The sequence below is a fragment of the Rhizobium vallis genome (assembly GCF_003985155.1).
In the GTDB taxonomy this organism is placed as follows: Bacteria; Pseudomonadota; Alphaproteobacteria; order Rhizobiales; family Rhizobiaceae; genus Rhizobium; species Rhizobium vallis.
The window spans coordinates 95,299-107,562 of the sequence record NZ_ML133698.1; the positions used below are offsets into that span (position 1 = coordinate 95,299).

Sequence of the window (12,264 nt, forward strand, 5' to 3'; positions counted from 1 at the left end):
TCTGCCGCGATGAGATTATGCCGATGAAGTCGACGGTGTTGCGTGCCGCCTCTACGCTGACGCCGAGACGGGTGAATGTTTTACGAAATGGCATTATGATCGACGCAACGCCCGGCCGGCGTCGATCGCGGATGTGCTTCCGGGAGCCGCGAATGTGCGATCCCGGGAATAGGGAGGATGGCGGATTTGGAACGGCTGAAGGATCTGGAGAGTGTTCCCGCACGGGAGGGCAGCGCTTCGGCGTCGCCTCGGTCTGAACAACGGCCCGGTGTCGTAGCTGCCGCCGTTTACGAGCGTGGGCAGCGCATTCGCGACATCAGGATTGAGGAGGCGGGCGAATGGCGAAACCGGGAGAACGCTGTCGTCTGGATCGGTCTGCACGAACCGGATGAAATGCTGCTGCACCAGATCCAGGCCGAGTTCAATCTCCATCCGCTGGCGATCGAGGACGCGGCGCAGCCCCACCAGCGCCCGAAGCTGGAGATTTATGGTGAGGCGATGTTCATCGTCGCCCGGACCGCCCACATGAAGGACGACGAAATCGTCTTCGGCGAAACGCATCTCTTCGTCGGTCGCGGTTATGTCGTTTCCGTTCGCCACGGAGAATCCTCCTCCTATCTGGCGGTGAGGCAGCGATGCGAGGCGACGCCCGCCGCCCTTGCCCACGGCGAGAACTACATCCTCTATTCGATCCTCGATTTCATCGTCGACAACTACATGCCCGTCATCGAGGTGGTGCAGGAGGAAGTCGAGAAGCTCGAGGACCTGGTGCTGCGCGAACAGCTGGGGAAGTCCGACATCGAGCGGCTCTACCTGTTGCGGCGCAAGCTCCTACGGCTGCGCAACGCCGTCGTGCCGCTCGTCGACGTCTGCCGGCGATACGAACACATCGATCTTCCCGGCATGGATCCGACGCTCCAGTCTCTGTTTCGCGATGTGACCGATCACGTGCGCCGGGTTCAGGAAGATATCGATGCGCTGCGCGAGGTGCTTGCCTTCGCCTTCGAGGCTAGCGTGATGATCGGCCAGACGGAGCAGACGGCGATTGCCCGCAAGCTTGCCGCCTGGGCGGCGATCCTTGCTGTTCCCACCGCGATCGCCGGCATCTACGGCATGAATTTCAGCGACATGCCGGAGCTGAAATTCCAGTACGGCTATTTCGTCGTGCTCGGCGTCATCGCCGTGCTGTGCCTCGGCCTTTTCGGCTTTTTCCGCCGGAGGAAGTGGCTCTAATCAGCACAGGGCACCCAGCAGCCGGTCCCGGTGCTTGCCGATGTAGCTAATGTCGTTGAGATAGAGACGGGCGTCTCCGGCATCGACGTCCTCCGCGAAGGTCTCGTCTCCGGCTGCAGCACTTGCCAGCATGAAATCGACGAGGGCCTGGAGCCGTCTGCAGATCATCTCGGGCAGGTCGCGCCGCTCTTCCGCGGTTGCGCCATAGGCGGTGCAGAAGATTTCCGCCCGCCGCAGCTGTTCGTCGAGGCCGAATGCCACCCCGGGATGGACGGGATCGGAGAGCGGCGCCCAGCGATAGACCGCATAGGCGAGATCCCACAGGCGCGGCGCGGGATGGGCGGTGTCGAAATCGATGATCCCGATAGCCTCGTTATCTGCCGCAGGGACGTTGTAAGGCGCAAAATCTCCGTGGCAGATGATCTCACGCGGCTCCCGCGGCGGCAGCATCCATGTCTGGGCTTCGCCATCCGATTCCAGAAAACCTTCAGATGCCGAATGAAAATCGCGCAGAAGCCTGGCCGCGGACATCAGCATGCGTTCCGAGCCGACAGACGGGTCGCCGAGGTTTTCGCAGACCCGCCCGGCGACGTAGCTGACGACGTCCTGGCCTTCCCCCGATATCTCGATCGGTTCCGGGGCTCCGCGAAAACCTCTGCTCCCGAGATGGCGCAAGAACCGGTGGACGGTCGGCGTCCATGCGCCCGCCGGCCTGACGACGGTATCGCCGTTGCGCCAGATCTGCCCGGTTCGCCCGCCCTCCAACAGTTTCACGCCATGGCCTCCCGCGTGTGGTCTCTATGCGGATTTCAGCTGTTCGATACGGGCCTGAACCGTCGCGCCAAGGTTCGTCTCATGGCAGTTCCGGTAGAAGGTCGCGACATCTGCAGGCATCCCGTCGGGGATGGTGACGAAGTCTTCGAGCCGGAATCCGCTTGAGTTCCCAAGTTGCGGATCGGCCAGCCGGCTTTCGTTCAAGAGGCCGACACGATCGGCCAACGCTTCGAAATAGGCGAGATTCTCATCCACCGTCGAAGGCGAAGATGTCCTGCCGTGCGCCGGGATGACCAGTCTCGCATCGAGGTCGCGGATCCGCGTCAACGACGAACGGATCAGCCGAAGATCATCGGCACCTCTGCTCCAGACTTCGGGGATGGGCGATTCCACCGCATCGACGGCCAGGCAGATGCGAAGCTCAGGAATCCAGACGGCGATATGGTCGGGCGTGTGCCCCGGCGTATGGATGAGTTCCAGCGTCAGATCGCCGCCGTTCAGAACCATCGAGCCGGAGAAGGTGATGTCGGGGCCGATGAGTTCGACATTGCCAAACCGGGATTCCTGGCTCGCCTTGTCTTTCAGGACCTGCTGCGTGGAGGGATCACGCAGGCGGTCGAGTGCCGCGGCATGCGCGATGATCGGGGGGCGCCCAGCAATGGCGGCGTTGCCCCAGAAGTGATCCCAATCCATGTGCGAATTGACGACGATCAATGGCCGCGCCTCTGCCTCTTCCCCAAGCAGATCGAGCGCCGTCTTGCATTGTTCCGGCGTGCCGAGCGTATCGATCAGGACATTGAATCTGTCGGTTCGGACAAACACGGCATCCACTTCGTCCCCCGCCCTGATGATCACGATCCGCTCGTCAAGTCCGGGATAGGAGCACAATTCCACCGATGGATTCACGTCCGGTGCCTCCGTTTCAACCGCAATGATCTTATCCAGTACATCAAATCTTGTTCTGGCGCTGTCTTTAAGAGCGCCGAGGTTTCTGTCGCACCGGTACGAACACATCCCAATCTTTCATCACGGTGTTCGGCACCGCGTCCGCACATATCACCGTGACGCTGGGTCGCGAGCGTCCGAGGCTCTTTGGCGTCCATTGTGCCTGGAGGGGCACCGCACAGCGGGGAACCAGCACCTTCGCGTTGGGCTCCAGCACGTCCCATTGATCACGCCCTTTGGCGTTCTCCTGCGTGATGAAGCGCCTGGCCTCTTCGCGGATTTCGAATAGGCCGTGCTTTTCTGGCGTGGAGCGATCTGTCTCGATGCTCCAGGAGGCGAGGCACGCTACGCATCCAGACAAGGTTGCGGCAAAGAGGATCGGTCGAAACATTGGTGTGCCGTCATCAGCCAAATAGGAAGGCGGAAATTAGCCAGATGCGGGACGAAATCTCAAGCTCTCCCGGTGTCACCGGCTGCCTTTGATCGCCTTCATTGATCCGACGCCGATTTTCGCGCTGCCGCAATTTGGCAGATTCGGTGGAACAACAACCGCCAAAGGAAGTTTGCCAGAAAAGCAACCTCGAGGTGGCGGCCGATGTTACTCTCTGCGAACCAGGGTGCGCTCAGCACCCCACCCCGGATCTATTACGTCAATCCGCTACTTCTCCAAGGCATCGATGCATGGCGTGAGGTTTTCGACCATGCTGCGGAGATCGGTTTCGAACAGGTGCTGACGGCGCCGCTTTTCGACCGGGGCGGAGAGCGCAGCGTCTTTGCCTCCCATGATTTCGATCGTCTCGATCCCGAACTGTCGCTTGGAAGCGCGGTCGAGGATGGGGTGGCGCGGCTGGCCGAGGCCGCCGCCAAGAGCGGCGTCGGTTTGATGATGGACGTGATGCTCGACGGCAAAGCCCGGGATCCGCAAGCGGGCTTTCGTCCCGTCGACCCGAGGCGCTCGCCTCTGGACCCGGCGGAACCGATGAGTGCGATGGGCTCGGACCGCCGGTCGCAATTGCTGACGGATTGGGCTGAACGGCTGCGGGAACTCTCCGGCCTCGGCCTCTCGGGTTACCGGGTGCTCGGGGTCGATCGCGCGTCGCCGGCGCTGTTCAAATCGCTGATTGCGGCCGTGCGCGAGAAGGCGCAGGCGCAGTTCTTCGCCTGGACGCCCGGCACCGATTTCGCGGTGAGGCGTGCGATCGCGGATGCGGGTTTCACAGGATGTTTTTCATCGATGGCCTGGTGGGATCTCGACGAGAGATGGTTTATCGAGGAGCATCGCATCCAGGAACCGCTCGGCTGGCAGGTCGCCTTTCCCGAGCCGCCCTTCGCCAGACGCATCGCGCATGGAACCGAAAGCCGGGAAATCCTCGAGCGGCGCGCCGTGAGAGCGCTGCGCCTTGCCGCCTCGCTCGGTGGCGGCCTGATGGTTCCGATGGGCTTCGAATATGGTGCGGCGACACCGCTTGATCCGACCCATGGCGATGGCTCCGGCTTGCGGAAGCTGCGCCATGATCTCGCCTTCGATATCTCCTCCGAGATTCGCGTCGCCAATATCGAGATCGGCAAAGTCAGCCACAACAGCGCTCCATCGCTCAGCCTGATCCGCAACGCCAATGGGCCGGTTTCGGCGCTACTGCAATCGGAGGGAGAGCATCTTGGCAGTGCATCGAATGTGCGCTTCATCCTGCTCAACCGAGACCTCAGGCGAAGCGCGCCGGCGCCGGTGACGGCGCTTCGCGAAGCGGCCTCCGGTATTATGCCCGTCACTGCCGATGGCGCGACCCTGCGGCTGCGGGCAGGGGAGACGCTGATACTCGAAGGCAGGGCGCCGGCGCCGATCATATCCCGCTCCGCCCACGATGCTGCGCAGGCGATTGCCTCGCCGCGGCTTGCCATCGAAAACATCATGCCGCGGGTCGATGATGGACGCTTTCCGGTCAAACGGGTGGTCGGCGATACCGTCGCCGTCGAAGCGGATATATTCTCCGACGGCCACGACCCGATCGCAGCAGTCCTGCTCTGGCGGCCGCTCGATGCCATGGGGGAGTGGAGCGAGACGGAGATGCAGCCGGTCGAGAATGACCGCTGGCGCGCCGAATTTCTCCTGGAACGCATCGGGCGCTACGAGTTCGCGGTCGAAGCATGGAAGAACCCATTCGCGGTCTTCCGCTACGAGCTGACCAAGAAGAACGACGCTCGATTGGACCTGAAGCTGGAGCTTCAGGAGGGATTGAAGCTCGTCCGCGCCGCGAAGGCCGAGGCGCCGGCGGCGCTCGGCGCCGAGCTGCAGGCGCTCATCGGCCGTCTGGAAAACGCTCCCGATTCCGAGCGGACGGCGATCCTGCTCGATCCCACAACATCCCAGCTGATGAACAAGGCCGACAGGCGGCCATTTCGGCTTCGCTCCTCGACAAGTGCGGTGGATGCCGAGCGCAAGGCGGCGGCCTTTGCCAGCTGGTACCAGATCTTCCCGCGCTCGCAGAGCGGTGATCCCGATCGGCACGGCACCTTCGACGACGTCATCCCCAGGCTGTCTGCCATCCGCGACATGGGCTTCGACGTGCTCTACTTCCCGCCCATTCATCCGATTGGCTCGACCAACCGGAAAGGGCGTAACAACAGCCTGAAAGCAGCACCCGGCGATCCCGGAAGCCCCTATGCCATCGGTTCCGAGGAGGGCGGCCATGATGCCATCCATCCCGAACTCGGCGATTTCGAGGATTTCCGCCGGCTGGTCGAGGAGGCGGGCCGGCATGGGCTGGAGATCGCGCTCGACGTTGCCATCCAGGCCTCGCCGGATCACCCGTGGCTGAAAGAACATCCCGGCTGGTTCGACTGGCGTCCCGACGGCACGATCAAATATGCCGAGAACCCGCCGAAGAAATACGAGGATATCGTCAACGTCGATTTCTATACGAAAGACGCGCTGCCGTCGTTGTGGGTGGAGCTGAGGGATGTCATCCAGCTCTGGGTCGACCAAGGCGTCAAGCTCTTTCGCGTCGACAATCCGCACACCAAGCCCTTCCCGTTCTGGGAATGGCTGATCGGCGATATCAGGGCGCGCCATCCCGACGTTGTCTTCCTCTCGGAAGCCTTCACCAAGCCGAAGGTCATGTACCGGCTGGCGAAGATCGGTTTCTCCCAGTCCTATACCTACTTCACCTGGCGCAATGCCAAGTGGGAGCTTGAGCAATATATGCGGGAACTGACGGAGACCGCGCCGAAGGAATTCTTCCGGCCGCATTTCTTCGTCAACACCCACGACATCAATCCGGATTTTCTGCAGAACGCGCCGCGCCCGGCCTTCCTGATCCGCGCGGCCCTTGCCGCCACGCTTTCGGGTCTGTGGGGCGTCTATAACGGCTTCGAGCTTTGCGAGGGCCGTCCCGATGCCAAGCGCAAGGAATATGCCGACAGCGAGAAATACGAGATCCGCGCCTGGGATTACGACCGCCCGGGCAACATCATCGCCGAAATCAGGATGCTCAACCGCATCCGCAACGAAAATCCTGCGCTGCACTCGCATCTCGGGCTGACGCTGCTGAATGCGGGGAATGACAACATCCTGTTCTTCGAGAAGGCGAGCCGGGCCCGCGACAATGTTCTGCTGATCGCGATCAGCCTCGACCCCCATCATTTCCAGCAAAGCGACGTGGAACTGCCGCTCTGGCGCTGGTCGCTTGGGGAGGGCGGCGCGCTCGATGCCGAGGATCTGGTCGGCGGGCATCGTTTCAAATGGACCGGCAAAAGGCAGAGCGTCAGTCTCAACCCTCAGATCCTGCCTTTTGCGATCTGGCGCGTTCGCGCAGCGGAGGCATGAATGGACACGTTGAACCTCGGTAATACTGAGCAGCCGCTCTGGTACAAGGATGCGATCATCTACCAGCTGCACATCAAGTCGTTCTACGACGGCAATGGCGATGGGGTCGGCGATTTTGCCGGCCTGCATCAGAAGCTCGACCACGTCGCGGCCCTCGGCGTCAACGCCATCTGGCTCCTGCCTTTCTTTCCCTCACCGCGCCGCGACGACGGTTACGATATCGCCGACTACGGCAATGTCAGCCCGGATTACGGGACGGTGGAGGATTTCCGCGCCTTCGTCGAGGCCGCCCACCAGCGCAATATCCGCGTCATCATCGAGCTCGTCATCAATCACACCTCCGATCAGCATCCCTGGTTCCAGCGTGCGCGAGAGGCGCCGGCGGGGTCGCCGGAACGGGATTTCTATGTCTGGTCGGACAGTGATCAGAAATTCCCGGAAACGCGCATCATCTTCCTCGACACGGAAAAATCCAACTGGACGTGGGATGCGGTCGCCGGCGCCTATTACTGGCATCGCTTCTATTCGCATCAGCCGGATCTCAATTTTGACAGTCCCCTCGTCATGGAGGAGCTGCTGAAGGTGATGCGCTTCTGGCTGGAAACCGGCATTGACGGTTTTCGCCTTGATGCCATCCCCTATCTCGTCGAGCGCGAGGGAACGATCAACGAAAACCTGTCGGAAACCCACGTCATCTTGAAGCGTATCCGCGCCGCCCTCGATGCCACCCATCCCGGCGTCATGTTGCTGGCCGAAGCCAATCAGTGGCCCGAGGATACGCGCGAATATTTCGGTGACGGCGACGAGTGCCACATGGCCTTCCACTTCCCGCTGATGCCGCGCATGTACATGGCGATTGCCAAGGAAGACCGGTTCCCGATCACCGACATCCTGCGCCAGACGCCTGAAATCCCTGAGAATTGCCAGTGGGCGATCTTCCTGCGCAATCACGACGAGTTGACGCTGGAAATGGTGACCGACGCCGAGCGGGATTATCTCTGGGAGACCTATGCGTCCGACAAGCGCGCCCGCATCAATCTCGGCATCAGGCGGCGCCTGGCGCCGCTGATGGAGCGCGACCGCCGGCGCATCGAGCTGATGAACGCGCTTCTGCTCTCGATGCCGGGAACGCCCGTCATCTATTACGGCGACGAGATCGGCATGGGCGACAACATCTATCTCGGCGACCGGGACGGGGTGAGAACGCCGATGCAATGGTCGCCCGACCGCAATGGCGGCTTCTCCCGCACCGACCCGGCGCGTCTTGTCCTGCCGCTGATTGCCGATCCGCTCTACGGTTTCGAAGCGGTCAATGTCGAAGCGCAGAGCACGGACGCGCATTCGCTGCTCAACTGGACGCGCAAGATGCTGGCGCTGCGCGGCAGGCATCCGGCCTTCGGGCGCGGTTCGCTGCGGTTCCTCTCGCCCGAGAACCGAAAGATCCTCGCCTATCTCAGGGAGTATGACGGCGAGACCTTGATGTGCGTCGCAAACCTGTCGCGGCTGCCCCAAGCGGTCGAACTCGACCTGTCGAGCTTCGAGGGCCGCGTGCCGATCGAACTGACCGGCATGTCGCCCTTTCCGCCGATCGGGCAATTGACCTATCTCCTGACATTGCCGCCCTACGGCTTCTTCTGGTTCCAGCTTGCGGCTGACGCCGACCCGCCGGCATGGCGCACTGCCCCGCCGGAGCAGCTTCCCGATCTCATGACGATGGTCATCCGCCGCGGCCTCCTCGATCTCGTCGACGAACCCGGCCATGCGCGCGTCCTCAGCAATGAAATCCTGCCCGCCTATCTCGCCAGGCGGCGATGGTTCGGGGCGAAGGACCAGCCGCTTCAGGCGGCGCGGCTGATCTCGGCAACGCCGATCCCCTATGCCGACGGCGTCGTTCTCGGCGAGCTGGAGGCGGTGCTGCCCGATCACACCGAATCCTACCAGCTGCCATTGACGGTCGCCTGGGACGATGCGCAGCCGTCGGCGCTGATCCAGCAGCTGGCGCTCGGGCGGGTTCGCCAGGGCAGGCGGGTCGGCTTCCTGACGGATGGATTTGCCGTGGAGCGGATGGCCCGCGGCATCCTGCGCGGGCTTGCGGACCGCTCGCGCATCACCGGACGCACCGGCACCCTCGAATTTCTCGGCACCGAGCGGCTCGACCGCATGCAGGTGACCGACGACATGCCGGTCCATTGGCTCTCGGCAGAGCAATCCAACAGTTCGCTGATCGTCGGCGACGTTGCGATGATCAAGCTGATCCGGCACATCTTTCCCGGCATTCATCCCGAGGTCGAGATGACGCGGTTTCTGACTCATGCCGGTTACGACCACACCGCGCCGCTGCTTGGCGAGGTCGCGCACACCGATTCCAGCGGGCGCCGCTCGACCTTGATCATCGTCCAGGGCGCGGTCCGCAACCAGGGTGACGCCTGGAACTGGATGCTGAACAACCTGCGCCGCGGCGCCGACGAACTCGTGCTGAACGACCCGGCCGTCGAGCCGGGCGACGACGTTTTCCGGTCGCTGATCAGCTTCGTGGGGATGGTCGGCCTCAGATTGGGCGAATTGCATGTCGTGCTCGCCGGGGAGAACGCCGACGAGGCTTTCAGCCCTGTCGTTGCTGGCGACGGTGAGGTTGATGCGATTAAGAGGTCGGCGGCGGGCGAGATGGCCTATGCGATGTCGAAACTAACAGAACGAGAGGAAAACGCCGATTCCGCGGTCGACCTGCTGGCTGCGCCCCTCCTTGAGCGCCGCGCCGAGCTGGTCGAGCTCGCCGCAAGGCTGGCGGAAAGCGCCCGCGGCGCGCTGATGACGCGCACCCATGGCGATTTCCATCTCGGCCAGATCCTGGTCAGCGAAGGCGATGCCGTCATCATCGATTTCGAGGGCGAGCCTGCAAAGAACCTCGCCGAGCGCCGGGCGAAGACCGTTCCCCTACGCGACGTCGCCGGGCTTCTGAGGTCGCTGAGCTATCTCGTCGCCACTGCCCAGCTCGAAAACGACGCGGTCACCGAACACGAAAACGAAGTCCGCCGCGACGCCATCGCCCGCTTCGGGCGCAATGCCGAGGAAGCGTTTCTCGGTGCCTATTGGCAGGCGGTCTCGGCATCGAAGGAGCTTGCCATGCCAACCGATCAGCGACAGAGGGTGCTCGACGCCTTTCTTCTCGAAAAGGCCGCTTACGAGATTGCCTATGAGGCTCGCAACCGGCCGAAATGGCTGCCGATCCCGCTTTCCGGCCTGACCGAAATCCTGTCGCGCCTGACGGGGGGCAAGACATGAACGTCGAGCGCACGGACCTTCTCTCAGGCATCGGGCAGGATGCGCTCCAGGCCCTGATCGAGGGACGCCATGGCGATCCTTCCTCGATCCTCGGTCAGCATAAAGTCGGCGGCATGACGGTTGTGCGCGTCTACCTGCCGGGCGCCGAAGCGGTCGATCTTATCGAGGCGGCGAGCGGCAGGGTGGTGACGCCTTTCAGTATCGCACATCCCGCCGGCCTGTTTGCGGCGGCGGCGGCTTCGCGGACGGGATACCGGCTGCGGATCAAATGGCCGGATGCCGAACAGATCACCGAAGACCCCTATAGTTTCGGCCTCCTGCTCGGAGAACTCGACCTCCATCTGATATCCGAGGGCACCCACTACAGCCTGAGCCGGACGCTCGGCGCGGTCGCGATGTCGATCGACGGCGTCACGGGTGTTCGTTTTGCCGTCTGGGCGCCGAATGCGCGCCGCGTCTCGGTCGTCGGCGATTTCAATGCCTGGGACGGGCGGCGAAATCCGATGCGGCTGAGACAGCAGGCGGGCGTCTGGGAACTGTTCATTCCGAGGCTCGCGCCCGGCGAGAGGTACAAGTTCGAAATCGTCGACGCGCAGGGGACCTGCCTGCCGCAGAAGGCCGATCCGGTGGCGAGAGCGAGCGAAGCCGCCCCGTCCACAGCCTCGATCGTCGCATCGTCGACGCCGTTTCGATGGAGTGATGACGGCTGGATGAAGCACCGGCCCCGGCACGACAGGCTGGAGGGCGCGATGTCAGTCTATGAGGTGCATGCCGGCTCCTGGCTGCGCGAGAATGGCGGGCGATCGCTCGACTGGGTCGAGCTCAGCCAACGGCTCGTTCCCTATGCCAGCGACATGGGCTTTACCCATATCGAGCTGCTGCCGATCATGGAGCATCCGTTCGGCGGCTCCTGGGGATACCAGCCGCTCGGCCTCTTCGCCCCGACCGGCCGCTATGGCACGCCCGAGGATTTCGCCTATTTCGTCGATCGCTGCCATGGCGCCGGGATCGGCGTCATCCTGGACTGGGTGCCAGCCCATTTCCCCACAGATGTCTGGGGGCTTGCCCGCTTTGACGGCAGCGCGCTCTATGAACATGAAGATCCGCGCGAGGGCTTTCACCGCGACTGGAACACGCTGATCTACAATCTCGGCCGCAACGAGGTGAAGGGCTTCCTGATCGCCAGCGCGCTCGAATGGCTGGAGCGCTACCATGTCGACGGATTGCGCGTCGATGCCGTCGCCTCGATGCTCTACCGCGACTACAGCCGCGACGAAGGCGAATGGATTCCCAACCAATATGGCGGCCGCGAAAATCTGGAAGCGGTGGAATTCTTCAAGCACCTCAACAGCATCATTCATGAGCGCTGCCCGCATGCGATTGTCATCGCCGAGGAATCGACCGCCTGGCCTGGCGTCACCAAGCCGCCGGAAGAGGGCGGCCTCGGCTTCGACATCAAATGGAACATGGGCTGGATGCACGACAGCCTGAGCTACATCGAGAAGGATCCGGTCCACCGCAGCCATCATCATGGTACGATGACCTTCGGCATGCTCTATGCCTATTCCGAGCGCTTCATTCTGCCGATTTCCCATGATGAGGTCGTCTATGGAAAGGGCTCGCTTCTCACCAAGATGCCGGGCGACGAGTGGCAGAAATTTGCCAATCTGCGCAGCTATCTTGGCTTCATGTGGGGCCATCCCGGCAAGAAGCTGATGTTCATGGGCGGCGAAATCGCCCAGCCGGGCGAGTGGAACCATGATGCGTCGGTCACCTGGGACGTGCTGGACCGGCCGGCGCATGCGGGGCTTCAGCGACTGCTCAAGGACCTGAACGGCTTTTACGGAGAGGAACCGGCCCTGCAGTTCGGCGATTTCCATCCCGAGGGCTTCGAATGGGCGGTCGCTGATGACGCCGTCAATTCCGTTCTCGGCATGCTGCGTTATGGCCCTGACCGTTCCTCGTCGGTGCTCGTCGTCTCGAATTTCACCCCTGTGCCGCGTTACGGCTACAGGATCGGCGTGCCTGAGGAAGGGGTGTGGATCGAGAAGATCACGACGGATGCGCTGGAATATGGCGGCTCAGGCCTCGTCAACGGCGCAGTATCGAGCGAACCCGTGCCCGCGCATGGCAGGCCGTTCTCCCTGTCGCTGACGCTGCCGCCGCTGGCGACGATCTTTCTCAAGGGACCGTCGCCGTGAAGAAGC

The 12,264-nt window shown here is 62.7% G+C and carries 7 protein-coding genes; 4 read left to right on the top strand and 3 right to left on the bottom strand.

Features of this window, described 5'->3' with window-relative positions:
• The first annotated feature begins 186 nt into the window (after positions 1-186).
• Positions 187-1,233: a magnesium and cobalt transport protein CorA gene (locus EFQ99_RS28555; protein WP_126910297.1), complete on the top strand. Its 1,047-nt coding sequence runs from the start codon at positions 187-189 to the stop codon at positions 1,231-1,233.
• On the opposite strand, the gene EFQ99_RS28560 is transcribed toward EFQ99_RS28555, so the two are convergent.
• The 3 genes from EFQ99_RS28560 to EFQ99_RS28570 all read right to left on the bottom strand — a co-directional run bounded on the left by EFQ99_RS28560 (position 1,234) and on the right by EFQ99_RS28570 (position 3,343).
• Complete coding sequence (locus EFQ99_RS28560; protein WP_126924514.1) at positions 1,234-2,007, bottom strand: phosphotransferase enzyme family protein; 774 nt, start codon at positions 2,005-2,007, stop codon at positions 1,234-1,236. It lies immediately after the preceding gene.
• A gap of 24 nt (positions 2,008-2,031) precedes the next feature.
• Positions 2,032-2,913, bottom strand: coding sequence for an MBL fold metallo-hydrolase (locus tag EFQ99_RS28565; RefSeq protein WP_126924515.1), 882 nt, complete (start codon positions 2,911-2,913; stop codon positions 2,032-2,034).
• Between the two features lie 67 nt (positions 2,914-2,980).
• On the bottom strand, positions 2,981-3,343 hold the full coding sequence (locus EFQ99_RS28570; protein ID WP_126924516.1) for a hypothetical protein: 363 nt from the start codon (positions 3,341-3,343) through the stop codon (positions 2,981-2,983).
• A 204-nt stretch (positions 3,344-3,547) separates the two neighbouring features.
• On the opposite strand from EFQ99_RS28570, the gene EFQ99_RS28575 reads away from it, so the two are divergent.
• The 3 genes from EFQ99_RS28575 to glgB are packed head-to-tail and all read left to right on the top strand — an operon-like array spanning position 3,548 to position 12,258.
• On the top strand, positions 3,548-6,775 hold the full coding sequence (locus tag EFQ99_RS28575; RefSeq protein WP_126924517.1) for an alpha-1,4-glucan--maltose-1-phosphate maltosyltransferase: 3,228 nt from the start codon (positions 3,548-3,550) through the stop codon (positions 6,773-6,775).
• Positions 6,776-10,057 (top strand): maltose alpha-D-glucosyltransferase, encoded by a 3,282-nt coding sequence (gene treS, locus EFQ99_RS28580; RefSeq protein ID WP_126924518.1) that lies wholly within the window; start codon positions 6,776-6,778, stop codon positions 10,055-10,057.
• Positions 10,054-12,258 carry a 1,4-alpha-glucan branching protein GlgB gene (gene glgB / locus EFQ99_RS28585; protein WP_126924519.1) on the top strand — a complete coding sequence of 735 codons (2,205 nt, stop codon included), beginning with the start codon at positions 10,054-10,056 and terminating at the stop codon, positions 12,256-12,258. The genes treS and glgB overlap by 4 nt, the downstream gene beginning before the upstream one ends.
• Positions 12,259-12,264: the final 6 nt, after the last annotated feature.

Bases quoted from the DNA above. Each gene is read 5' to 3' on its own strand.
- EFQ99_RS28570 (WP_126924516.1), bottom strand. From the start codon at position 3,343: ATGTTTCGACCGATCCTCTTTGCCGCAACCTTGTCTGGATGCGTAGCG.
- glgB (WP_126924519.1), top strand. From the start codon at position 10,054: ATGAACGTCGAGCGCACGGACCTTCTCTCAGGCATCGGGCAGGATGCG.
- treS (WP_126924518.1), top strand. From the start codon at position 6,776: ATGGACACGTTGAACCTCGGTAATACTGAGCAGCCGCTCTGGTACAAG.
- EFQ99_RS28575 (WP_126924517.1), top strand. From the start codon at position 3,548: ATGTTACTCTCTGCGAACCAGGGTGCGCTCAGCACCCCACCCCGGATC.